This window comes from Porphyrobacter sp. AAP60, from assembly GCF_001296025.1.
In the GTDB taxonomy this organism is placed as follows: domain Bacteria; phylum Pseudomonadota; class Alphaproteobacteria; order Sphingomonadales; family Sphingomonadaceae; genus Erythrobacter.
Map to the genome: position 1 here is coordinate 59,605 of NZ_LJHV01000014.1, position 21,414 is coordinate 81,018.

At 63.2% G+C, this 21,414-nt stretch carries 26 protein-coding genes and 1 pseudogene; 13 read left to right on the forward strand and 14 right to left on the reverse strand.

What is annotated here, in order from left to right; genetic code table 11:
- Positions 1 to 22 precede the first annotated feature (22 nt).
- Together ubiB and IP79_RS12125 are read right to left on the reverse strand one after the other, a co-directional pair.
- A complete protein-coding gene (gene ubiB, locus IP79_RS12120; RefSeq protein WP_054119567.1) occupies positions 23 to 1,582 on the reverse strand; it encodes a 2-polyprenylphenol 6-hydroxylase in 1,560 nt (519 codons plus the stop codon).
- Positions 1,583 to 1,586: 4 nt separating this feature from the next.
- Positions 1,587 to 2,342 carry a class I SAM-dependent methyltransferase gene (locus IP79_RS12125; protein WP_054119568.1) on the reverse strand — a complete coding sequence of 252 codons (756 nt, stop codon included), beginning with the start codon at positions 2,340 to 2,342 and terminating at the stop codon, positions 1,587 to 1,589.
- A gap of 56 nt (positions 2,343 to 2,398) precedes the next feature.
- Between IP79_RS12125 and mutM the strand changes: the two genes are divergently transcribed.
- The 6 genes from mutM (at position 2,399) to IP79_RS12155 (ending at position 7,238) form a co-directional block, all read left to right on the forward strand.
- Positions 2,399 to 3,214 (forward strand): bifunctional DNA-formamidopyrimidine glycosylase/DNA-(apurinic or apyrimidinic site) lyase, encoded by an 816-nt coding sequence (gene mutM, locus IP79_RS12130; RefSeq protein WP_054119569.1) that lies wholly within the window; start codon positions 2,399 to 2,401, stop codon positions 3,212 to 3,214.
- A 152-nt stretch (positions 3,215 to 3,366) separates the two neighbouring features.
- Positions 3,367 to 3,627, forward strand: a complete 261-nt coding sequence (gene rpsT, locus IP79_RS12135) for a 30S ribosomal protein S20 (protein ID WP_054119570.1) — start codon at positions 3,367 to 3,369, stop codon at positions 3,625 to 3,627.
- 514 nt (positions 3,628 to 4,141) lie between these two features.
- Positions 4,142 to 5,545, forward strand: coding sequence for a chromosomal replication initiator protein DnaA (gene dnaA, locus IP79_RS12140; protein ID WP_054119593.1), 1,404 nt, complete (start codon positions 4,142 to 4,144; stop codon positions 5,543 to 5,545).
- A gap of 97 nt (positions 5,546 to 5,642) precedes the next feature.
- The gene (locus IP79_RS12145) at positions 5,643 to 6,062 is read left to right on the forward strand and encodes a DUF983 domain-containing protein (protein ID WP_054119594.1); all 420 of its coding nucleotides are present in this window, start codon (positions 5,643 to 5,645) and stop codon (positions 6,060 to 6,062) included.
- Positions 6,059 to 6,844, forward strand: coding sequence for a HesA/MoeB/ThiF family protein (locus tag IP79_RS12150; RefSeq protein ID WP_054119571.1), 786 nt, complete (start codon positions 6,059 to 6,061; stop codon positions 6,842 to 6,844). Before IP79_RS12145 ends, IP79_RS12150 begins: the two co-directional genes overlap by 4 nt.
- Positions 6,845 to 6,950: 106 nt before the next feature.
- Positions 6,951 to 7,238: a hypothetical protein gene (locus tag IP79_RS12155; protein WP_054119572.1), complete on the forward strand. Its 288-nt coding sequence runs from the start codon at positions 6,951 to 6,953 to the stop codon at positions 7,236 to 7,238.
- 11 nt (positions 7,239 to 7,249) lie between these two features.
- Here the strand turns inward: IP79_RS12155 and IP79_RS12160 are convergent, their stop codons facing one another.
- Together IP79_RS12160 and IP79_RS12165 are read right to left on the reverse strand one after the other, a co-directional pair.
- Positions 7,250 to 7,732: a hypothetical protein gene (locus IP79_RS12160; protein ID WP_054119573.1), complete on the reverse strand. Its 483-nt coding sequence runs from the start codon at positions 7,730 to 7,732 to the stop codon at positions 7,250 to 7,252.
- Positions 7,733 to 7,767: 35 nt separating this feature from the next.
- Entirely contained in the window at positions 7,768 to 8,478 is a 711-nt protein-coding gene (locus IP79_RS12165; protein ID WP_054119595.1) for an NAD-dependent deacylase, read from the reverse strand.
- A 106-nt stretch (positions 8,479 to 8,584) separates the two neighbouring features.
- On the opposite strand from IP79_RS12165, the gene dapB reads away from it, so the two are divergent.
- The 3 genes from dapB to IP79_RS12180 are packed head-to-tail and all read left to right on the forward strand — an operon-like array spanning position 8,585 to position 10,454.
- Positions 8,585 to 9,313 carry a 4-hydroxy-tetrahydrodipicolinate reductase gene (gene dapB / locus IP79_RS12170; RefSeq protein WP_054119574.1) on the forward strand — a complete coding sequence of 243 codons (729 nt, stop codon included), beginning with the start codon at positions 8,585 to 8,587 and terminating at the stop codon, positions 9,311 to 9,313.
- Positions 9,314 to 9,323: 10 nt separating this feature from the next.
- Positions 9,324 to 9,998 carry an endonuclease III gene (nth, locus tag IP79_RS12175; protein ID WP_054119575.1) on the forward strand — a complete coding sequence of 225 codons (675 nt, stop codon included), beginning with the start codon at positions 9,324 to 9,326 and terminating at the stop codon, positions 9,996 to 9,998.
- 54 nt (positions 9,999 to 10,052) lie between these two features.
- A complete protein-coding gene (locus tag IP79_RS12180) occupies positions 10,053 to 10,454 on the forward strand; it encodes a hypothetical protein (RefSeq protein ID WP_054119576.1) in 402 nt (133 codons plus the stop codon).
- 6 nt (positions 10,455 to 10,460) lie between these two features.
- Here IP79_RS12180 and IP79_RS12185 read toward each other — a convergent pair whose 3' ends face one another.
- Positions 10,461 to 11,696: a dicarboxylate/amino acid:cation symporter gene (locus IP79_RS12185; RefSeq protein WP_054119577.1), complete on the reverse strand. Its 1,236-nt coding sequence runs from the start codon at positions 11,694 to 11,696 to the stop codon at positions 10,461 to 10,463.
- Position 11,697: 1 nt separating this feature from the next.
- Positions 11,698 to 12,861: a succinyl-diaminopimelate desuccinylase gene (gene dapE, locus IP79_RS12190; protein ID WP_054119578.1), complete on the reverse strand. Its 1,164-nt coding sequence runs from the start codon at positions 12,859 to 12,861 to the stop codon at positions 11,698 to 11,700.
- Between the two features lie 29 nt (positions 12,862 to 12,890).
- On the opposite strand from dapE, the gene IP79_RS12195 reads away from it, so the two are divergent.
- Positions 12,891 to 13,337, forward strand: a complete 447-nt coding sequence (locus IP79_RS12195) for a cupin domain-containing protein (RefSeq protein ID WP_054119579.1) — start codon at positions 12,891 to 12,893, stop codon at positions 13,335 to 13,337.
- Here IP79_RS12195 and IP79_RS12200 read toward each other — a convergent pair.
- Both IP79_RS12200 and IP79_RS12205 read right to left on the reverse strand, forming a co-directional pair.
- A complete protein-coding gene (locus IP79_RS12200; protein WP_054119580.1) occupies positions 13,334 to 14,212 on the reverse strand; it encodes a S1/P1 nuclease in 879 nt (292 codons plus the stop codon). The genes IP79_RS12195 and IP79_RS12200 overlap by 4 nt on opposite strands.
- A complete protein-coding gene (locus IP79_RS12205; protein ID WP_054119581.1) occupies positions 14,209 to 14,871 on the reverse strand; it encodes a glutathione S-transferase family protein in 663 nt (220 codons plus the stop codon). The genes IP79_RS12200 and IP79_RS12205 overlap by 4 nt, the downstream gene beginning before the upstream one ends.
- Positions 14,872 to 14,977: 106 nt before the next feature.
- Between IP79_RS12205 and IP79_RS12210 the strand changes: the two genes are divergently transcribed.
- From IP79_RS12210 to IP79_RS12220, 3 genes are read left to right on the forward strand one after another with little or no spacing between them, the layout of a single operon-like run.
- A complete protein-coding gene (locus IP79_RS12210; protein ID WP_054119582.1) occupies positions 14,978 to 15,397 on the forward strand; it encodes a VOC family protein in 420 nt (139 codons plus the stop codon).
- Between the two features lie 12 nt (positions 15,398 to 15,409).
- Positions 15,410 to 16,693, forward strand: a complete 1,284-nt coding sequence (locus IP79_RS12215; protein ID WP_054119583.1) for a M20/M25/M40 family metallo-hydrolase — start codon at positions 15,410 to 15,412, stop codon at positions 16,691 to 16,693.
- Positions 16,694 to 16,741: 48 nt separating this feature from the next.
- On the forward strand, positions 16,742 to 17,458 hold the full coding sequence (locus tag IP79_RS12220; protein ID WP_054119584.1) for a thermonuclease family protein: 717 nt from the start codon (positions 16,742 to 16,744) through the stop codon (positions 17,456 to 17,458).
- A gap of 13 nt (positions 17,459 to 17,471) precedes the next feature.
- On the opposite strand, the gene yihA is transcribed toward IP79_RS12220, so the two are convergent.
- The 6 genes and pseudogenes from yihA to IP79_RS15715 all read right to left on the reverse strand — a co-directional run.
- Positions 17,472 to 18,158: a ribosome biogenesis GTP-binding protein YihA/YsxC gene (yihA, locus tag IP79_RS12225; protein WP_054119585.1), complete on the reverse strand. Its 687-nt coding sequence runs from the start codon at positions 18,156 to 18,158 to the stop codon at positions 17,472 to 17,474.
- 4 nt (positions 18,159 to 18,162) lie between these two features.
- A complete protein-coding gene (gene yidC / locus IP79_RS12230) occupies positions 18,163 to 19,917 on the reverse strand; it encodes a membrane protein insertase YidC (RefSeq protein WP_054119586.1) in 1,755 nt (584 codons plus the stop codon).
- A gap of 80 nt (positions 19,918 to 19,997) precedes the next feature.
- Positions 19,998 to 20,207 (reverse strand): membrane protein insertion efficiency factor YidD, encoded by a 210-nt coding sequence (gene yidD / locus IP79_RS15280; RefSeq protein ID WP_082337197.1) that lies wholly within the window; start codon positions 20,205 to 20,207, stop codon positions 19,998 to 20,000.
- A complete protein-coding gene (gene rnpA, locus IP79_RS12235) occupies positions 20,204 to 20,581 on the reverse strand; it encodes a ribonuclease P protein component (RefSeq protein WP_054119587.1) in 378 nt (125 codons plus the stop codon). Before rnpA ends, yidD begins: the two co-directional genes overlap by 4 nt.
- 126 nt (positions 20,582 to 20,707) lie before the next feature.
- A complete protein-coding gene (gene rpmH / locus IP79_RS12240) occupies positions 20,708 to 20,842 on the reverse strand; it encodes a 50S ribosomal protein L34 (protein WP_036801591.1) in 135 nt (44 codons plus the stop codon).
- A 95-nt stretch (positions 20,843 to 20,937) separates the two neighbouring features.
- Positions 20,938 to 21,414: pseudogene (locus IP79_RS15715) on the reverse strand (hypothetical protein); the annotation flags it as partial.

Sequence of the window (21,414 nt, forward strand, 5' to 3'; positions counted from 1 at the left end):
CAGCAGCGCAACCGCTTTTGCCTCACCCGATCCAGCCTGCCGCCAGCGCGCCCCAGACCGCCCCCGCACCGGCCAGCCCTGCAACGACATAGCCGAACCAGCCGCGCCCTTCGCGCTTGTCGGTGATCAGGCGAACCTCGGGCAGCGGCGGCGTCTCGGGAGCGCCGCCCTTGGGCGGGTATTTCTCCTCCAGCCGCCGGATCAGGCCGGGCAGGCGAAACAGCGTTTCGGCATCGGTCTTCAGCCGGTCGGCCAGCGCCGCTTCCGGCCCCAGTTCGTCGCGGATCCACTCGCGCACATAGGGCGCTGCGGTGTCCCACATGTTGATATCGGGATTGAGCTGGGTGGCGATGCCTTCGACCATCACCATCGTTTTTTGCAGCAGCAGCAGGTGCGGCTGGGTCTGCATGTCGAAATCGCGGGTGATCGCGAACAGCCCGTCGAGCATCTGGCCCACGGACAATTCCTTCACCGGCTTGCCGCGCATCGGTTCGCCCACTGCCCGCAGCGCGGTCGCGAACTCGCCGACCGAATGGTAGCTGGGCACATATTGCGCCTCGAAATGGATTTCGGCCACGCGCTGGTAATTGCCGGTGGTCAGCCCGTAGAGAATCTCCGCCAGCCATTGCCGTGCGCGGCGATCGATCCGGCCCATGATCCCGAAATCGATCGCGACGATGGTGCCGTCATCCTCCACGAACAGGTTGCCCTGATGCATGTCGGCATGGAAGAAACCGGCGCTGATTGCCTGGGTGAGGAAGCTGATGACGAGCCGTTCGGAAAGCTGCGCAAAATCATGTCCGCGTGCGCGCAATTCATCCACGCGGCTGATCTTGATCCCGTCGATCCATTCGATCGTCAGCACCCGGCCATTGGTGCGATCCCAGTCGATGCCGGGGATGCGATAGCCGGGCACGCCCGCCATCTGTTCGGCAAGCTCGCTGGCCGATGCCGCCTCGCGCCGCAGATCGAGTTCGGAATTGGTCCAGCGCTTGAAATTGGCGATGGTCAGGCGCGGGCGGAGACGCTCGGCCTCCCCCCCGCCCATCGCTTCGAGATGCGCGGCGGCCCATTCGTAGGTGGTGATATCGCGCGCGAACTTTTCGCGGATGCCGGGCCGCAGCACTTTGATGGCAACGGTGCGGCCATCGGTGGTCACGCCCTTGTGCACCTGCGCGATGCTGGCCGCGCCGACCGGAACGGGGTCGATTTCGGCAAAGAGGTTTTCGAGCGGCTGGCCAAAGCTCGATTCGATGGCCGCCTTGATCTCGGCAAAGGGAACCGGCGGCAGGCTGTCCTGCAAGGACAGCAGATTATTGGCCGCTTCCTCGCCCACCAGATCGGGACGGGTGGCAAGGCTTTGCCCCAGCTTGATCGCAGCCGGGCCGATCGCACGGAAGGCGCCGGCATAGTCGGGCGTGCCGCGCCTGCCGGTCAGCGTTGCCAACCGCGCCAGCCGGACAAGGCGGCGCAAGGCGGCGGGCGCGTTGGGATCATTCTCGATCCCCACCAGCGCGCGCCTGCGGGCAAGCGTCACGCCCCAGCGGGCAAGGCGGATCAGATGCGTTGCGGAGGATGTCACGCGGTTAGATCTTCCACCCCGAATGGATCGCAACAGCGCCGCCGAGAATAATCTCGGCCTTGGTATTCACAAATCCGGCTGTGCGGATCATCGCCTCGAACTCGGGCGCGCGGGGAAACTTGCGGATCGATTCCGCAAGATAGCGATAGCTTTCGGTATCGCCTGCAATGACCTGGCCCATGCGCGGCATCACATGCATCGAATAAAGGTCATAAATCTCGCGGAAGCCCGCCCAGTCGGTGACCGAAAATTCCATGCAGAAGAACCGTCCGCCGGGCCGGAGCACGCGGTAGGCTTCGGCCAGCGCCTTGTCCTTGAAGGTGACATTCCGGATGCCGAAGACGATGGTATAGGCATCGAAGGTGTTGGCGGCGAAAGTGACTTCCTCGGCATTCTGCTTGGAGAAAACAAGGCTGCCAGCACCCTCTGGCTCGTCGCGCTCCATTGCACGCTCGGCGCCCACATCAAGCATTTCCTGATTGATGTCGGCCACGGTGACATTCGCGCCGCGATCCGCCATGCGGAAGGCAATGTCGCCGGTGCCCCCTGCCATATCCAGAATGTTCTCGCCCGGCTGCGGTTTCACGCGTTTGACGAAACGGTCTTTCCACCCGCGATGCATGCCAAAACTCATCGCGTCATTCATGATGTCGTATTTGCGCGCAACGCTGGAGAAAACCTCGCCCACCTTGCGGGTCTTTTCCTCGGGAGTGACCTCGGTGAAGCCGAAGGAAACGGTGTCGTCAGTGCTCTGTGTCATGTCGCGTTCCCTAGAGACAATTGCCGCCAAGGCAAAGGGTGTTAGAGGGAGACCAAATGCCTGAGCTCCCTGAAGTAGAAACAACCGTTCGCGGCCTTGCCCGGTTCCTCGAAGGCGAGCGGATCACGCGCGTCACGTTGAACCGCCCCAACCTGCGCCGCCCCTTCCCCGCCGATCTGGTGCAGGTGATGACCGGCGCGACCGTCACCGGCCTGTCGCGGCGCGCGAAATATGGCCTGCTGCACCTTGATCGCGATGCAACCATGATCTTCCATCTGGGCATGAGCGGGCGCTGGCGGATCGATCCCGAAACCCCCGACACGCATGATCACCTGCTGCTGGAAACCGCATCGCACCGCTTTGCCCTGTGCGACCCGCGCCGCTTCGGCTCGGTCGATTTGGTTGGCACAGGCCTGCTGGACACCTGGCCGCAATTCGCCGCGCTTGGCCCGGAACCGCTCGGGCCGGGGCTGACCGCGGCGCATCTCAAGGCGGCTCTGAAGGGCAAGACCCAGTCGATCAAGCTGTGCCTGCTCGATCAGCGGATCGTGGCGGGCCTCGGCAATATCTATGTGTGCGAAGCGCTGTGGCGCGCCGGTATCCGCCCTACCAAACCGGCAGGCAAGGTCACAGGCCCGCAACTTCAGCGGCTTGTGCCCGAAATCGTTGCCGTGCTCGAAGCCTCGATCCGTGACGGCGGATCAACCTTGCGCGACTATGCCCGGCCCGATGGCGATCTGGGCTATTTCGCCAGCAGCTTCGATGTCTATGGCCGCGAGGCAGAGGCATGCCGCCGCGATGATGGCGGGATCATCGCCCGCATCCAGCAAGGCGGCCGCAGCACCTGGTATTGCCCAGTGTGCCAGAAGTAGTGGAGAATCGTTGACCTTCGGGCAGCATCCGACTATGCGCGCTGCTTTCCGGCGGTAGGGCCATGCGTCCGCTCGCCCGTTTTCGAGCAAACCGTCACCAATTTCACGGCTGCCCCAAGCGGCCCGAACCAAACGCGAGACAGACACGAATTATGGCCAACACGCCGCAAGCCAAAAAGCGCATCCGCCGCAACACCGCCCGCGCCGAAATCAACGGTGCGCGCATCAGCCGTATCCGCAGCTTCGTGAAGAAGGTCGAATCGGCCTGCGAGGCCGGTGACAAGGAAGCCGCCGCTGCGGCGCTGAAGGCGGCCCAGCCGGAAATGGCGCGCGGCGTTGCGCGCGGCGTGATGCACAAGAACACCGTGGCCCGCAAACTGTCGCGTCTGACCCGCCGAGTCGCCACTCTCTGATTCGTTTCGCACCCCTCGTAGTCGTGCTTAAGGGACGATTACGGGTTGGATGAGGCGACTTACGCTCCAAGGGCCGCGCTTGATCAGCGCGGCCTTTTTGCGTTTGCGACAAATGCAACAAAGCAACGCCCCGGAAATGTCAGGATTCTCCGCGATTCGCGCGGTTTTAGGGGTGTATTTTCAACGATTTCAAAAACTTGAACGCAAGACTGCGGCATAGGGCCGAGTCAACAGGAATATTTCACTTTTTTTAAAAGTCCGCGCTTGCGCAAACTCTCTCAGCGTTCTTTACAAGAGCTCCAACCGGTGCCGACCAGCCCGGTATTTTACAAATTGGCCGACATGGGGGCTCACTGGAAACCGTGTTTCCAGTGAATGGGTAGGCTGTGCCTGTCGCAGCAGAAAATATGTGCTCGCAGACCTTTGTCGGCGGGCTTGCGTACGGATTGGGGACGAGATTGTGCACAGGTTTGACAAGGCGCGGGCATCCGGCCGAACGGCGGATGAACATCTGATGGAAGACGCAGAAGCTGTAAATCTTGCCGCCGACTGGTCCGATATCAGTCAGGGGCTGCGCAAGGATCTGGGCCACCAGCTGCACAGCCAGTGGATCAAGCCGATCCAGCTGGGCGGGATCAACCGCGAAACCGGTACGCTCGATCTTTACCTGCCGACCGAATTTTCCGCCAACTGGGTGCGTGATCGCTTCCATGACCGCCTGCAACTGGCGTGGAAGATTGCCCGCAGCGAAGTGCGCAGCGTCAATATCCAGGTTCACCCCGGCCGCCGCCAGCTGCCCGATCTGCGGCTGGATGATGGCCGCCGCCCCGCCAATGATGGTGCATCCGCGATTGCGATGGCCGCTGGCGCGATGGGCGATGCCAGCTTCACATCCTCGGTCGGGCTCGACCCGTCGCTGACCTTTGTCGCCTTCGTGACGGGCGAGGCGAACATCCTCGCATGCAACGCCGCGCAGCGCATGGCCGCGCTGGAACAGCCGCAGTTCTCGCCGCTCTATCTCAAGGCCGCGACAGGTCAGGGCAAGACCCACCTGATGCACGCCATCGGCCATGCCTATCTGCAGACCCACCCGCGCGCGCGGATTTTCTACTGTTCAGCCGAACGGTTCATGGTCGAATTCGTCCAGGCGCTGAAATCGAGCCAGACGATCGAGTTCAAAGCGCGGCTGCGCAGCTTCGATCTGCTGCTGGTGGACGATATCCAGTTCATCATCGGCAAGGCGAGCGCGCAGGAAGAACTTCTCTACACCATCGATGCCCTGCTGGCCGAGGGCAAGCGGCTGGTGTTTGCCGCCGATCGCGCCCCGCAGGCGCTGGACGGGGTGGAGCCGCGCCTGCTCAGCCGCCTGTCGATGGGTCTGGTGGCCGATATCCAACCCGCCGATATCGAACTGCGCAAGAAGATCCTCGTGTCCAAGCTGACCCGCTTTGCCGCGATCAACGTGCCGGAAGATGTGGTCGAATTTCTCGCCCGCACCATCACCCGCAACGTGCGCGAATTGGTGGGCGGGCTGAACAAGCTGATCGCCTATGCCCAGCTGACCGGGCAGGATGTTTCGCTGCAACTCGCGGAAGAACAGCTGACCGATATTCTTTCGGCCAACCGCCGCCGGATCACCATCGACGAAATTCAGCGCACCGTGTGCCAGTTCTACCGCATCGACCGCGCGGAAATGAGCAGCAAGCGCCGCGCCCGCGCCGTGGTCCGTCCGCGTCAGGTGGCGATGTATCTTTCCAAAGTTCTGACCCCGCGCAGCTACCCCGAAATCGGCCGCAAGTTCGGCGGGCGTGATCATTCGACCGTGATCCACGCGGTGCGCCTGATCGAAGACCTGCGCCAGCGCGATGCCGATATGGACGGCGATGTGCGCAGCCTGCTGCGCCAGCTGGAAAGCTGATCGCACACAGGTTTCACGCAATCTTTGCACCGCACTTTCGACAGGCCTTTCCACAGACCTGTCGACAGGCGGCGCACAGGATGTAAACAGCCTGTCCATGCCTTCCGCACCGCTTTCTCCCGACCAGATCACCCTGCCTGCCGGGTGGATTGCCGCCCTGTTGCGTGGCATCAAAGGCCAGTGCCCGCGCTGCGGCGAGGCGGCGCTGTTTCGCAAATGGCTCAAGCCCGTCGATGCCTGCCCGCATTGCCGACAGGACTGGTCATTGCAGCAGGCTGATGATTTTCCCGCCTATATCGGCATCTTCGTGGTCGGCCACCTGCTCGCACCGGTGGTGATCGCGATGATCTCCGGCGGCATGTCGGCGTGGGCCACGCTGGCGATCATCCTGCCGGTGGCGGTGGTGATGCTGCTGCTGACGCTCCAGCCGACCAAGGGCGCAGTGATCGGCTTTCTGTGGTGGCACGGCATCGGTGCGTTCCGGCAGGAACGGCGTACTCCGCCGGACAAGCCATGAGCCTGTCGCCTGCCCCGCTATCTTCGGCAAGGCTTGATCGCTTCGCTCGCCATATCGTGCTGCCCGAAGTCGGCGGTGCGGGGCAGGTCAAGCTGGCGCATAGCCATGTGGCCATCATCGGTCTTGGCGGGATCGGCAGCCCCGCACTGCAATATCTGGCCGCGAGCGGGATCGGACGGCTGAGCCTGATCGATGATGATGTGGTCGATGTCAGCAACCTCCAGCGCCAGACCATCTTCACCACCCGCGACGTGGGCTATGGCAAGGCCGTGTCGGCGCGGCGCTGGCTCGCGAATTTCGACGATTCGCTCGTCGTCGATGTGTCCGATGCGCGCATCACGCCGGATAATGCCGAAAGCCTGATCAGGGGCGCAGACCTGGTGCTCGACGGCACCGACAATTTCGCCACGCGCCTTGCTGTTGCCGATGCCTGCGTCGCGGCGGGCATTCCGTTGCTGTCAGCCGCCGTGGGCCGCTTTCAGGGTCAGGTCGCCGCCTTTGCCGGGCACTTGCCAGAGCAAGCCTGTTACCGCTGCTTTGTGGGTGATGCCTTCGATGCCGAAGACTGCGACACCTGCGCCGACGACGGGATGCTGGGTGCAATGGCCGGATGGGCGGGGAGCTTTGCCGCACTGCAAGCGGTCAAGGTGCTGCTCGCAGGCACGGCGATGCTGGGCGATCCGGGCTGGGGCCGGCTGCACATCCTCGATGGGCTCGCGCCGGGGATGCGCACCATTCGCATCGCCAAAGATGCCAGCTGCACGGCCTGCGCCGGAGCGTGATCGCTTCGACCCGTCCGACTAAAGCAACGGCGCGCCCCCAAACCCAAGGTATGTAAGGGAAACCCGCCCTCATGTCGCAGCAACCTTTCGGTGAAAGGACAATGCGATGAATAGCAATCTAATCATGATTTTGGCCGTTTTCACGCTGGGTGCCGGTTTGATCTTTGGCCTGTGGTCATTCACCCGCGCCAAGAAAGCGCAGGACCACCACGAAGACGCCGCCGCTGCACAACGTCAGCGCCGCGAGCCCTCGAATATTCCACCCGAGGGCACCCCCGGCAGCATCGACCCCACCAGCGCAGACCATAGGGGCGACGCTCCCAAGGGGTCAGACCGCGCCTGGAGCCAGGATCGCGCCGATGACCCGCCAACCCCCATGCCGCCGCGCAACTGAGCAACGCGCCTTCAAAGGCTATCGAACCACTGCTTGCGTTTGCGTGCGGCGTTGAGCCTGTCGAGGTCCGAGGGTCGATCCGCGTCAGGATCGGGGCGGCAGGTGGTGCTGCTGCCCTTTGTCTCGCAAATGCGTCCCAAGCTGTCGCGCCCCTCCTTGGGTGTGTGCAGCATGTAATAGAACAGCCCTGCGCAAGCCGGCAGAGCGGTGGTCACAAGCAGAAGCCCGATCCAAAAACGCAAGCCGCCGCCCACCCCGTTGGCCACAGTGGCGGGTGTGGGGTTGCGCAATGTTGCAGCCGCGCTCACGCGACGCACCCCGCCCATCATAATGCCTCCGCCGATCATCAGCATGACAAACGGGACTGCGATCACCGCAACCACGCTGTAAAACAGCATGTGCCCATCAAACCGGCAGCCTGTGACCACGCAACTGGTCCAGTAAAGCACCAGATAGCCATAGGGCAGCGCCAGCAGGGCGAGCAGGATGATCATCCACCGGGACATCCCGATGCTATGCCACAACTGGGTTAACCGCCGGTTTGCAGCACTTCCTCGACCCACTCCGGCACGAGCACGCTCGCCGGGCCGTGGCGCGTTTCGTGGAACAGCCTTGACCCTTCGCTGGGTTCGAGATTGAGTTCAAGCGTGCGCGCTCCCGCCGCCCGCGCCTCCTGAACAAAGCCTGCTGCCGGATAGACCGCACCGCTGGTACCGATGGAAACGAACAGGTCGCAGGTTTCCAGCGCCTGATAGATCCGGCCCATCTGGTAAGGCATTTCGCCAAACCACACCACATCGGGACGCAGGGTGGGGGCACGGCAGACGGGGCATGGAGGGCGGTTAATCATCGTCTCCAGCCACGGCGACCGGGTCTCGCAGGACGTGCACAGCGCACTTTTCAATTCGCCATGCATGTGCAGCACGCGGGCCGATCCGCCGCGTTCGTGCAGATCATCCACGTTCTGGGTAACCAGCAGCAGATCGCCTTTGAACTCCCGCTCCAGCAGCGCCAGCGCCATGTGCGAAGGGTTCGGCGCGACATTGGCGAGCGCAGCGCGGCGCAGGTCGTAGAAGTTCAGCACGAGATTGGGATCGCGCGCGAACCCTTCGGGCGTGGCGACATCCTCGATGCGGTGCTGCTCCCACAGGCCCCCTGCCGCGCGAAAGGTATCGATCCCGCTTTCTGCCGAAATCCCGGCTCCGGTAAGGATGACGATGCGGCGGTATCTTGCGTTCAAACCTGTCACCGTTCGTCCTGAGCTTGTCGAAGGACTGCCTTTCGCTTTACGGCAGTAGTAGAAAGGGCGGGGCTTCGACAAGCTTAGCCCGAACGGAGGTTTGGTTATGCTGCAATTCGGGGTGATCGGACACAAGGGCCGGATGGGGCAGGCGCTGGAAGCGGCGATTGCAGATGCGGGCCATGAAATGTGTGTTGGCGTGGATGCGGGCGGCAATATCGGGCCGTTCGCGGCGCAGTGCGATGTGCTGGTCGATTTCTCTGCGCCCGAAGCGCTCGGCGCGAATCTCGGCGCGGCGAAAGTTGCGGGCAAGCCGGTGGTGGTCGGCACGACCGGGCTGGGCGAAGAACATTTCGTGATGCTGGCAGAGGCTGCGCGGGCGGTGCCGGTGCTGCAATCGGGCAACTTCTCGCTCGGCGTCACTCTGATGGCCTATCTGGTGCGGGAAGCGGCCGCGCGGTTGGGGCCGGACTGGGATATCGAAGTGCTGGAAATGCACCACCGCATGAAGGTGGATGCACCATCCGGCACCGCCAAGCTGCTGGGCGACGCGGCTGCGGCGGGGCGCGGCATCAGCCTGTCCGACAACATGGAAAGTGGCCGACACGGCATGACCGGCGCACGGGCCGAGGGCGCCATCGGCTTTGCTACGTTACGTGGCGGCACCGTGGCAGGCGAACATTCGGTGATCTTTGCAGGCAGCGAGGAACGCCTGACCCTGTCGCATTCGGCCGAAAACCGGATGATCTTTGCACGCGGGGCGGTGCGGGCGGCAGAGTGGCTGAGCGGGCAAGGTGCCGGGCGCTACACCATGAATGATGTGCTGGGCCTGTGAACCTTTATCGATGAACAAGGCCCAGATTTTCGAATTCTTCCGCCGTCTGGCCGAGGACAACCCCTCGCCCCAGACCGAACTGGAATATGGCAATGCCTATCAGCTGCTTGTCGCCGTGGCGCTTTCGGCGCAGGCGACCGATGTGGGCGTGAACAAGGCAACCCGTGCGCTGTTTGCCAAGGTGCAAACCCCGCAGGCGATGCTGGATCTGGGCGAGGAGGGGCTGAAGGATCACATCAAGACCATCGGCCTGTTCAATTCCAAGGCCAAGAACGTGATCGCGCTCAGCCGCATTCTGGTGGAGCAACACAGCGGCGAAGTACCCGATACGCGCGAGGCGCTGGTGACGCTCCCCGGCGTCGGGCGAAAGACCGCCAACGTCGTGCTGAACTGCTGGTTCGGGCAGGAAACTTTCGCGGTCGATACGCACATCTTCCGCCTCGGCAATCGCACCGGCATGGCCAAGGGCAAGACCCCCGATCATGTCGAAGCCAAGCTGGAAAAGCGCGTGCCCCAACCGTTCCGCCGCGATTCGCACCATTGGATGATCCTGCACGGCCGTTATGTCTGCAAAGCGCGCACGCCCGAATGCTGGCGCTGCAAGGTCGCGGATTTGTGCAGTTTCAGAAAGAAGGTGCTGGAGCCACCAAAGGGGCGCGCCGCATTGGATGCCGGCGCAGATTAAGGCGCGGTTCAAGCGCCAGGGCGATGTTGGCCCAGCCTCTGGTGGAGAAACCCTATGTCAGCACGCAGTCTTACCCTCGCCGCCCTTCCGCTGCTTGCCATCGGCTGCGCTCCGGTTGAACGCGCCACTGATGCCAACCCTGCTGCGGGTGCGCCCGCTGTTACCGTGCTGGGCGAAGGTCAACGCTGCATCATGCGCGATCAGGTGCGGGCCACCGTGGTGCGCAACGACCGCGTGATCGATTTCGAGATGAACGGCAGCAAGGTCTATCGCAGCACCATGGATCAGCGCTGTCCGGGTCTGAGTTTTGACCGGGCGATCACTTACGAAACATCGATCAACCAGTTGTGCACCAACCAGATCGTCTACGCCTTGCAGAACATAGGCGGCGTGTTGCAGCGCGGGGCGGGCTGCACGCTGGGCGAGTTCGTGCCGGTTGAATATGTGAAGGACTGAACCGGCCTAAATATCGTCCGCGCTGACCAGTTCTGCCTTGTCCAGCTCCCCCGTCAGGCTCGCCACTGTCACGGCCACCGCGCCATCGCCGGTGATGTTGGTGGTGGTGCGCATCATGTCCATGATCCGGTCGACCCCGGCAACAAAGGCGATGGTTTCCAGCGGCACGTTCACCGCGCTGAACACCAGCGCCATCATGATCAGGCCCGCGCCCGGAATCCCTGCCGCGCCCACTGCACCCAGCGTGCCCAGCAGCGCGATCATGCCGTAATCACCCCAGCTCAGATCGACCCCGAATATCTGCGCACCGAACAAGGTCGCAAGGCCAAGATACATCGCCGTGCCGTTCATATTCACCGTCGCGCCAAGGCTGATGACGAAGCTGGCGACCGAGCGTGACACGCCAAGGTTGCGTTCCGCACAGCGCAAGGTCACCGGCAGCGTCGCGTTGGAACTGGCGGTGGAATAGCTGACCGCGATGGCATCCACCATGCCGCGGAAGAACCCGATCACCGGCACTTTGGCGATGAACTTGATCATTCCGCCGTAAATCAGAGCAATGATCAGCAGGCAGCCCAGGTAGTTGAGGAACACCAGCTTGCCGAGCGCCGCCAGCGCATCGAAGCCGAGCGTGCCCGCCACCCATGCCATCAACGCAAAGACGCCAAACGGGGTGAGTTCCATCACGATCATGGTGACTTTCTGCATCACGACCGATCCGCTCTCGAAGATTTTGAGCGCAGGCTCGCCTTCTTCCTTGGCCATCAGGATGCCGATGCCGATCAGCAGCGAAAACACGATCAGCGGCAGCACGTTAACGTCCGCCATCACTTTAACCGGGCTTTGCGGGATCATGCCCAGCACCATCTCGCGCCAGCTGGTATCGGCGGGTTCGGGGGCAACACCCAATGTCAGTGCTGAGGTATCCACGCCGAGACCCGGCGCAATCAGGGTGCCAAGCGCAAGGCCCAGCCACACCGACATCTGCCCCGTCACCACAAACAGCAGCATCGCGCGCCATCCGACCGAGCCGAGCTTGCGCAGATCGCCGATGCTGGCGACCCCTGCGACAAGGCTGAAGAAGATCAGCGGCACCACCAGCATCTTGATGAAGGCGACAAACACATCGCCGATGATCTTGATGCTTTCCGCCCCCGGCCCCCAAAGCCGGCCGACAATGATGCCGAGGATCAGCGCGGCAATGACGCGCTGCCAGAGGGGAATGCGCAGCCAGGTGCCCAATTTACTGTCCTTTTTCCAATGCCAAAGCAGCGCGCGCAATCCGCGTGTAGATACGTGCCAGCGCAGCCAGATCGGGGATCGCCACCGCCTCGTCGCGCTTGTGCATGGTCGCGTTGCATAGCCCGAATTCGATCACCGGGCAGACGCTGCGCAGAAACCGCGCATCGGAAGTGCCGCCGCTGGTGGAAAGTTCGGGCGCAATGCCGGTTTCGGCCTCGACCGCCGCTGAAACCAGTCGGGAAAATGCCCCCGGTTCGGTCAGGAACGGTTCGCCCGAGATTACGGGCCGCGCCCGGCCGCCGTGCTTTTCGGCAATCGCCATCACCCGCTCGGACAGGCTGTGGCCGGTGTGGAGATCGTTGAAGCGGATCGAAATCCGCGCCGCGCCTGCCGCCGGGATCACATTGTGGGCGCGGTTGGGCGCGGTAATTTCGGTGATTTCGAGGTTGGATGGCTGGAACCACTGCGTCCCCGTATCCAGCGTCAGCGCGTCCAGTTCCGCCAGAATGGCGACCAGTTTGGGCAGCGGATTATCGGCGAGGTGCGGATAGGCGACGTGGCCCTGTGTGCCATCCACATCGATGAAGATATTGACCGATCCGCGCCGCCCGATCTTCACCATATCGCCCAGCCGGTTGACCGAAGTCGGCTCGCCGACAAGGCACAAATCGGGCTGGATACCCTGCGCTGTCATATAGTCGATCAGCGCGCGGGTGCCGTGGAGCGCCGGGCCTTCCTCGTCACCCGTGATGATGAAGCTGATTGTGCCCGCATCGACAGGCACATCGGCCACGGCAGCGACCATGGCAGCAATCGCGCCCTTCATGTCCACCGCGCCGCGCCCGTGAAGCAACTCGCCGCGCACTTCGGGAATGAACGGATCGGAGGCCCAACCGTTCTCCCCTCCGATTGGCCCCGGCGGTACCACATCCAGGTGTCCGGCAAAGGCCAGGTGGCGCGAACCCGGCGGCCCTGCGCGCACCGCAAACAGGTTTTCAACCGGAGCCTCGTCACTCCCGTCCGGCCCGTCGCCGCGCGTGAACCGGTAGATAGCAAACCCTAGCGGCGCCAGCATCGCTTCGAGTTCATCGAACACCGCGCCGGTGGCAGGCGTCACGGAAGGCGCGGCAATCAGGCGCTTGGCAAGGTGGAGAGGATCGAGCATTCTTCACGGCGTAGCAGGAGTTATCGCGAATGCCCAAGCTCGATCTTGATGCCATTCCCCAGACCAATGCGACCGGATATCCGGCGGTTCACGCCGCGGAGGTTCAGGGGCGGTGGTATCGACATCTTGCGCCTGCGGGCGGCCTTGCCGACTTCGGCGCAAGCCATGTCGTGCTCGAGCCCGGAGCATGGTCAGCACACCGCCACTGGCACGAGGATGAGGACGAATTTGTCGTCATGCTGTCCGGCGAGGCCGTGCTCGTCGACGACGAGGGAGAGCATATGATGCGAGCCGGCGACATCGCGGCGTTTCCCAAGAATGACGGCAATGGCCATGTGCTGCAGAACCGTACGGATCAGGCGTGCATTTTTGTCGCGATCGGGCGTCCGTTGGCGAGCGCATGCCACTATCCCGATATCGACATGCACCTGACCAACGGGCGCGGCTTCCATCGCAAGGACGGCAGCGACTTTTAGCGTCGCCGTTCCTCCACCACCAATGGCCCTGGCGCGAAAGCGCTGGTCAAAAGGTCGGCGATCCGGAGGCCCGCCTGCTGCACCCGCCGCTTGGCAATCGGCACGCCGCGAACAATGTCTTCCTGGCTGAGCGCGGTCTTGTCCGGCAGCGGCGCGGCGCAGACATCGTCGTTGTCGAAGGCGGTGGGATAGACGAAGCTGCGGGCAATTTCCCAGCTTTCACGGCCCCAGTCATCGGGCGTGCCGCCGCCGAGTTCCGCGCGTTCGGCAGGCGAATAACGCCGCACCACCGGATCGGCGGGATCGCTGATCGCACGTTCGGCCAGCGGGCCGTCCCAGATCGAGTGCAGGTTGTAGCCCGGCCTGATCCCGTAATCGGCTTCGCGGTCATTGCCGCCGCGGTCCTCGTTATCGCCCGAATGCAGCGGCATGTGCACATCGCCCGCGAAATGCACCATGAAGGCCAGCGCTTCCAGCCGGATCGGCGCGGGCAGGCTTTCATCTGCCAGCATCCGGTAGGCGCGGGTAATTTGTCCGGTGACGCAGTTACCGCCCGAACAGTTCGCGCGCGGGTTGAACGCCTGACAGATCGGCGCGGTGCGGTAATGCCACGCGGCGGTATAGCCCCAACGCCAGCCTTCGCCGCGAATGCAATCGGCCCAGACCGAGGCATCTTCAAGCGTCTTGAGCGGGCATCCGGGCGTGGCCAGCGCCTTTTCCTGCGCCAGCAGCCGCGCAATCTTGGCGCGCACTTCGGGCGTGACATTCGCCTCGGCGATTTCTGCGGTCTTGCGGTGGGCGTAAAAGCCCCAAGCGCTTGCCGGGGCAGGCACCAGCGCCAGCACCACCAGCAGCGCAGCGATCAGCCGCTTCATGCCACCTGCTCGTATTGTTCGATCACCCATTCTTCTTCTTCCGCCGCGCCATTCCATTCGCGCATCCAGTCATGTTCCCACACCGCCTGCATATAGGCCTGCGCAAAGCCCGGCACGCCGATGCCATAGGTGACAAAACGGGTGACGACGGGCGCATAGAAGATATCCGCCGCGCCAAAGGTGCCGAACAGATACGGCCCGCTGCCACCATGCCGCGCGCGGGCTTCGGCCCACAAGGTCAGGATGCGCACGATATCGTGCTGGGTCGTCTCCGACAGGCCCGGCAGTTCAACCCGGCGGCGAATATTCATCGGCAGTTCGCGGCGCAGCGATTGATAGCCCGAGTGCATTTCGGCCACCATCGCCCGCGCCATGCCGCGCGCGGCTTCATCCTTGGGCCAGAACCGTTCGCGCCCGATCTTGTCGGCAAGGTATTCGAGAATCGCCAGGCTATCCCACACCACGGCATCGCCATCCCACAGGATCGGCACCTTGCCGCTGGATGGCTGCACTTCGCCCATGTCGTGCTTCAGCTTGTCCCACTCCTCGCCCATGATAGGCACGGTGAGTTCGTCGAAATGCAGGCCCGATTGCTTGACCGCAAGCCAGCCGCGCAGGCTCCAGCTCGAATAGTTCTTGTTGCCGATGATGAGTTTCATGTCGGTCTGCTCCACCTGCAGGACTGATTGGCGCTCGCCCTAGTTATTAAGGCTGGCACTGTCGAGGCTGAACGGATTAGGACGGACACAACAAGGAGCCGTGTTGATGAACCTTTCCCCCTTTCACCTCGCCTTCCCGGTCGATGACCTTGCCGCCGCGCGTGACTTTTATGGCAGTGTGATGGGCTGCGCCGAGGGGCGGTCGAGCGACGAGTGGATCGATTTCGATTTCCACGGCCACCAGATCGTCGCCCATCTGGCTCCGGGGCAGGCAGGAGACCGCGCCAGCAACCATGTCGATGGCCACGGCGTGCCGGTGCCACATTTCGGGCTGGTGCTGGCGATGGATGAATGGGAGACGCTGGCGCAGCGGCTGCGGGCAGGGGCTGCGGATTTCGTGATCGAACCCACTATCCGCTTCAAAGGCCAGCCGGGCGAACAGGCCACCATGTTCCTGCGCGATCCATCAGGCAATGCGCTGGAGTTCAAGGCGTTCGCGGATGCGAGCAAACTGTTCGCCAAATAGGCGCAAGGGAGAATGATGATGAAAAACGTGATGCGAATGGCGGCGCTGGCCGCAGCCCTTGCCCTGCATATTGCGCCCGCGCAGGCTCAGGACGCTGCCACAGGCGCCCTGCCTGCGCCGCTGCAACAGCATCTGGACGGGCAATATGACCGGATCATCACCGATCTGATCACCATTACCGAAATCCCCGCGCCGCCGTTCAAGGAAGAACGCCGCGCCGCAGCCTTTGCCGATATGCTGCGAGAAGCGGGCCTGACCGATGTAACCATCGACGAAGAAGGCAACGTCCTCGCCCTGCGTCCGGGCACCACGGATGGCCCGGTGTTTGTCGTTTCCGCCCATCTCGACACGGTGTTCCCCGAAGGCACACCGATCACAGTCACCCGCGAAGGCGACCGGCTGATGGCACCGGGCATCGGTGACGACAGTCTTGGCCTTGCCTCGATCCTCGCCTGGGTTCGGGTGCTGGAGCAACAGAACATCGCCACCCGCCAGCCGATCCTGTTCGTGGCCACCGTGGGCGAGGAAGGCCCGGGCGATCTGCGCGGGGTGCGCCACCTTTTCACTCAGGGTGCGTGGAAGGACCGCATCGGCGCGTTCCTTTCGATCGACAATCCCGATGCCGGGCGGATCGTCCACGCCGCGACCGGCTCGCGCCGTTACAAGCTGGTGTTCAAGGGGCCGGGCGGCCACAGTTACGCTGCCTTTGGGGTCGTCAATCCGATGATCGCCATGGCCGAAACCGTGCGGGGGCTTTACGCGGTAAACGTGCCGGCTGACCCCAAGACGACCTATGCCGCCAGCGTGGTGAGCGGGGGCACTTCGGTCAATTCGATCCCTGCGGAAATCGTGCTCGAAGTGGACATGCGGTCGGGCGATCCGGCAGCGCTGCGCGATCTGGAGCAGGCCATGCTTGCCGCAGCAAATAATGCGGTGACGCAGGAGAACGCGGCACGAACGACCCGCACAGGGGCCATCACGCTCGATCCGCAACTTACCGGCGACCGGCCAGCCGGTGAAACGCCCGCTGACCACCCGCTGGTGCGTGCCGCGATGGCAGCCTCTGCGGCAGCGGGCTTCGATCCGCGACTGGACCGATCATCGACTGATTCGAACATCCCGACGAGCTTGGGCATCCCCGCCTTGACCATCGGCACAGGCGCAGGCGGCGGCCGCGCCCACAGCACCGACGAATATCTGTCGGTCGAGCGCGAGAGGTTCATCGCCGGGGTATCGGTCGGGCTGGCGGTGATACTCGCTCAAGCAGGAGTGCAAGGCGGGAGCGGCAGCGAATAGGGCGAGCTTACATCTCTTTAACGGAATGCCCCTTATTTTGAGGGGGATATGAAGCTCATTCGAACCCTTGCCGGGCTGGCCGCTTTGGCTGCCGCGCCGTTGCACGCCCAAGTGATCACCGGCCCTGCGACAATCGTCGACGGCAAGACACTGGAGATGACCGGCACCGCCATCGTACTTGCGTATATTGACGTGCCGGAGATCAGGCAGACGTGCGAACGCGATGGCGCAGCATGGGCCTGCGGCACGGAAGCCGCCGAGGGCCTCGCTGCCATCGTAGGACGAGCGCCTGTCACCTGCACTATCGCGGGCGTGAGTGACGATGGCACCCAGCTTGCCACTTGCGCGAACGAGACGTTCGATGTTGGCCGCGAAATGGTGCGCCGGGGGTTGGCACTGGCCAATGATGACGCGCCCAATGAATACGGCGCTGCGTCCGGCGTCGCGCGGCAGCTGAAGTATGGATTATGGGCCGCGACCTATCAGCCCTTTGCCGAATGGCGCGCGGCCAATCCCAAAGCGGTGACTCGGATTGTCCGGACGGCCAATCGGGAAGGCGGCGCTAGACCCGCTGCTGAACGGCCGGGGCCGGAACGGCGCTTCACCAACGCCCTGGGCTGCGCGATCAAAGGGAATCGCAGCATCCGCGGCCCATGGATCTACCATCTACCGGGGCAGCGCTATTATGAAGAAACCCGCCCCGAAGACCTGTTCTGCACCGAACGTCAGGCGCAGGCAGCGGGCTATCGCCGTTCGAAAGAATAGGGCTCGGCCCTTTTCAGCCCTCCCAGCCCTCACCCAGCGCATCGGAGATCACCGCGGCACGCAGGGCCGCGATGCCCATGCCCTTTTCGGCGCTGGTCAGGTGGATTTCGGGATAGGCGGCGACATGCTTCTTGGCTTCGGCGGCGGTTGCCGCAGCGACCTTGTCCAACTCGCTCGCCTTGATCTTGTCGGTCTTTGTCAGGACGATGCGGTAGGTGACGGCCGCTTCGTCGAGCATTTTCATCATCTCGCGGTCAACTTCCTTCAGCCCGTGGCGGCTATCGACCAGCACCAGCGTGCGGGTGAGCACCTGCCGCCCGCGCAGGTAGCTTTTGACCAGCGATTTCCACTTTTCGACGACCTTCACCGGGGCCTTGGCAAAGCCGTAACCGGGCATGTCGACCAGCCGGAACAGCGGCAGAGGATTTTCTTCCTCTGGCCTGCCGATATCGAAGAAGTTCAATTCCTGCGTGCGTCCCGGCGTTACCGATGCACGCGCAATCGCCCGCCTGCCTGTCAGCGCGTTGAGCAGCGATGATTTGCCCACGTTGCTGCGTCCGCAGAACGCGATTTCAGGCACCACCGGATCGGGCAGGAATTGCAACTGCGGCGCGGACAGCAGGAAATCCACCGGCCCCGAAAACAACCTCGATGCGGCTTCTTCACGCGCGGTTTGCGCAGCTTCGTCGATCTCGGTCACGCGGCTATCCCTTGGCCTTTCCGCCCGGTGCCGCTTCACCGGCCTTCGCTTTCGCCGCCTTCAATTGCGGGTGCTTGGAATAAAGGTAGCTCTGCTGCGCCACGGTGAGGATGTTCGATGTCACCCAGTAAAGCAGCAGGCCGGCCGCAAACGGCGCCATGACGAACATCAGGATCCATGGCATGATGGCAAACATCTGCTTTTGAACGGGGTCCATCGCGGTCGGGTTGAGCCGGAAGGTCAGCCACATGGTGATGCCCAACAGCACCGCGAGCGGGCCGATGGCGAGGAAGCCCGGCACGTCATAAGGCAGCACCCCGAACAGGTTGAGGATATGCGCCGGATCGGGCGCGGAAAGATCCTTGATCCACAGGATAAAGGGTTCGTGCCGCATCTCGATAGCCAGCACCAGCACCTTGTAGAGCGCGAAGAACACCGGGATCTGGATCAGCATCGGCAGGCAGCCAGACAAGGGATTGACCTTCTCGTCCTTGTACAGCTTCATGATTTCCTGCTGCTGGCGCTGCTTGTCGTCCTTGAAACGTTCCTGGATCTCTTTCATCTTGGGCTGCACGGCCTTCATCGAGGCCATCGAGGCAAAGCCCTTCTGCGCGATCGGGAACATCAGCCCGCGGATGATCACCGTCAGCAGAATGATCGCCAGACCGAAATTGCCAACGAGGCCATTGAGCGTGCGCAGCAGCCACAGGATCGGCTTTTCAACCACCGCGAACCAGCCCCAGCTGATCGCGAGGCCGAAATTTGTGATGCCGCTATCTTCGTAAAGATCGAGAATCTGGCTATCCTTCGCACCGGCATAAAGGCGGGTCGATTGCGTCAGACTGCCGCCCGCCGGAACGGTTGTGGCGGCGTAGAGCAGATCGCTGCGGAACAGGTTATCGCCCAGCGAACGGAAGCTTGCACTGTCGGTCTCGCCCTTTCCGGGCACCAGTGCGCTCAGCCAGTATTGATCGGTAAAGCCCAGCCAGCTTGCCTTGCCTTCGGGCTTTTCGCTGCCGAGTTCGGCCAGTTCATCATAGGAATGCGGATCCCACAACGTGCCAGCAAACACGCCGACCGGGCCGGAGTGCGCAATCCATTGATCAATGGTCGCAAAGCGATCGGTCCGCTTGATCAGCGCAAACGGCTGGATGATCGCCGCCGCAGCGCCCGCATTGTTCGCGGTCTGCGTGGCGGTGATCATGTAATTCTGGTCAACCGCGAAACGGATCGCATAGGTGACGCCGGCAGCATCGGTGCGGGTCAGCGTAACCGGCGTTTCCGGCGTCAGCTTCGCGCCGTCAGCCTGCCACACTGCCGTTGATGGCTGGCGCACACCGCCCGCGACAAAACCGAACTCGGCAAAATACTGGCCTGGCGTGCCTTCGGGCGCGAACAGGCGCACGGGGCCGGAATCCTTGGCCGCCGTTTCGCGGTAATCCTTCAAAACGATGTCATCGATACGCGCGCCGACGAGGTTGATCGAACCCGCCACACGCGGAGTGTCAATTGCGACGCGGTTTGCGCTGGCAAGCTCTGCTGCAAGATCGACCTTGCGCGCCGCTGCTGCTTCCCCGCCGAGACTGCCCGCATCAACCGCCGGCGCCGCGCCCGGAATGCTGCCGTCGGCGGCAGGATCGGTCGGCATGGCCTGCGTTGAAAGCGCCGCTTCCGGATAGAAATAGCGCATCCCCACGTCCCACCCCAGAATGAGCAGGCCCGAAAGCAGAACGGCGAGCAGAAGATTGCGATTGTCCAAGTGTATGCCCCGAGAAAATGCGATGACAGGTGTGTTATGGGGTTAAGGCAGTGCGATTTCCACCCCTAAGGGTTTTGCCCTCAGGGAACGGGATCGTGACCGTGCCCTCCCCAAGGGTGGCAGCGCATTAGCCGCTTAAATGCCATCCATCCACCCTTGAGCGCACCATACTTGCCGATCGCCTCGATCGCGTACTGGCTGCACGACGGCGCATAGCGGCAGGACGGCGGCAGAATGCGCGATGGGCCAAGCTGCCAGCCGCGCGCGATGAGGATCAGAATCTGCTTCAACGCTTGCGGTCCCCTTTGCGAGGGCGGCGGCCGCCGGATGGATCACCCCTGCCTTCACGTGCGCGTTCCAAGGCTTTGGAAAGTTCCTCGGCCATTAGCGCGAAATCGCGCTCCACCCCGCCCGCACGGCCGATCAGCACGTGATCGTGGTCAGGCAGGCCCTGCACCGGCAGCGCGGCGCGCAGCAATTCGCGGAACCGGCGCTTCATGCGGTTGCGCACGACCGCGTTGCCGATCTTCTTGGTGACGGTGATGCCGAAGCGGATGCCCTGTCCATCGTTCGGGCGGGTCAATAGCACGAATCCAGCGCGCGCATTACGAGTGCCGGAGTTGGCGCGAAGAAAATCCGCGCGTTTGGTGATGACCGAGATCATGAGTTGGCCGATAACGCAAACGGGCTCCCGAAGGGAGCCCGCAAGGGCGACTGCCCGCCGCGGCCTATGCCGCGTAAGCCAAGTGGGCCGGACGGCCCGCGCCCGGCGCCTGAGGGCGCCAGAAAATTAAGCGCAGAGCTTCTTGCGGCCGCGATTGCGGCGGGCGCGCAGCACCTTGCGGCCACCCGGGGTCGCCTTGCGTGCGAAAAAACCGTGACGACGGGCGCGCACGAGATTGCTGGGTTGGAACGTCCGCTTCATATCATCCTCGAAAAGTTACCGACTGGCCTGCGACAGGTTTTGCCCACGCGCCAACCGTGGCCGCAGGGTTTGCGACGGTGAACAGGCGGGTGCCGTTATGGGAAAGCCACCCCTGAGTCAAGCAAACCTGCACCAAGATCGGCGTAGGCCAGCTGCGGGGCGGCAGCGGGGATTGGCCGCACCAGGCTCTGCGAGGCCCACGGCCCGCGCACCGCATCAACCATAGCAGCGCCCGAGCGCGCCAGCGCCAACCGCAATCCGTTTTCGAACAGCAACGGCAATTCCTGCGCCGCAGGGGCACGCGGCGCTGGTGCAGCAGGCGCAATCCAGCGCGCCATCTCTGCCCCTTCAAGCCACAGCGCGCCGGCGTGCGGCACCGAATTTGTCATTGCATAAAACGCCCGCGCTTCATCGGCGCGCATGCCCATTTCGGCATAGTAATCGAGATAGAGCCGGTTTTCCGGCGCATCCGGGGCGAAATCATCAGGCTCACGGCCCTTCTCGTCACGCCACGAATGCACCGCGAACAGCGCCCGCGGGTCCATGGTGCGGCGGGCGCCTGCCAGAAACAG

Excerpts from the sequence above, each read along its gene's own strand:
- rpsT (WP_054119570.1), top strand. The coding sequence starts at position 3,367 with ATGGCCAACACGCCGCAAGCCAAAAAGCGCATCCGCCGCAACACCGCC.
- nth (WP_054119575.1), top strand. The coding sequence starts at position 9,324 with ATGAACAAGGCCCAGATTTTCGAATTCTTCCGCCGTCTGGCCGAGGAC.
- dapB (WP_054119574.1), top strand. The coding sequence starts at position 8,585 with ATGCTGCAATTCGGGGTGATCGGACACAAGGGCCGGATGGGGCAGGCG.
- IP79_RS12210 (WP_054119582.1), top strand. The coding sequence starts at position 14,978 with ATGAACCTTTCCCCCTTTCACCTCGCCTTCCCGGTCGATGACCTTGCC.
- IP79_RS12200 (WP_054119580.1), bottom strand. The coding sequence starts at position 14,212 with ATGAAGCGGCTGATCGCTGCGCTGCTGGTGGTGCTGGCGCTGGTGCCT.
- IP79_RS12150 (WP_054119571.1), top strand. The coding sequence starts at position 6,059 with ATGAGCCTGTCGCCTGCCCCGCTATCTTCGGCAAGGCTTGATCGCTTC.
- rnpA (WP_054119587.1), bottom strand. The coding sequence starts at position 20,581 with ATGATCTCGGTCATCACCAAACGCGCGGATTTTCTTCGCGCCAACTCC.
- IP79_RS12145 (WP_054119594.1), top strand. The coding sequence starts at position 5,643 with ATGCCTTCCGCACCGCTTTCTCCCGACCAGATCACCCTGCCTGCCGGG.
- IP79_RS12155 (WP_054119572.1), top strand. The coding sequence starts at position 6,951 with ATGAATAGCAATCTAATCATGATTTTGGCCGTTTTCACGCTGGGTGCC.
- mutM (WP_054119569.1), top strand. The coding sequence starts at position 2,399 with ATGCCTGAGCTCCCTGAAGTAGAAACAACCGTTCGCGGCCTTGCCCGG.
- IP79_RS12220 (WP_054119584.1), top strand. The coding sequence starts at position 16,742 with ATGAAGCTCATTCGAACCCTTGCCGGGCTGGCCGCTTTGGCTGCCGCG.
- IP79_RS12195 (WP_054119579.1), top strand. The coding sequence starts at position 12,891 with ATGCCCAAGCTCGATCTTGATGCCATTCCCCAGACCAATGCGACCGGA.
- IP79_RS12205 (WP_054119581.1), bottom strand. The coding sequence starts at position 14,871 with ATGAAACTCATCATCGGCAACAAGAACTATTCGAGCTGGAGCCTGCGC.
- IP79_RS12180 (WP_054119576.1), top strand. The coding sequence starts at position 10,053 with ATGTCAGCACGCAGTCTTACCCTCGCCGCCCTTCCGCTGCTTGCCATC.
- IP79_RS12215 (WP_054119583.1), top strand. The coding sequence starts at position 15,410 with ATGATGATGAAAAACGTGATGCGAATGGCGGCGCTGGCCGCAGCCCTT.
- dnaA (WP_054119593.1), top strand. The coding sequence starts at position 4,142 with ATGGAAGACGCAGAAGCTGTAAATCTTGCCGCCGACTGGTCCGATATC.
- dapE (WP_054119578.1), bottom strand. The coding sequence starts at position 12,861 with ATGCTCGATCCTCTCCACCTTGCCAAGCGCCTGATTGCCGCGCCTTCC.
- IP79_RS12160 (WP_054119573.1), bottom strand. The coding sequence starts at position 7,732 with ATGATCATCCTGCTCGCCCTGCTGGCGCTGCCCTATGGCTATCTGGTG.
- IP79_RS12125 (WP_054119568.1), bottom strand. The coding sequence starts at position 2,342 with ATGACACAGAGCACTGACGACACCGTTTCCTTCGGCTTCACCGAGGTC.
- rpmH (WP_036801591.1), bottom strand. The coding sequence starts at position 20,842 with ATGAAGCGGACGTTCCAACCCAGCAATCTCGTGCGCGCCCGTCGTCAC.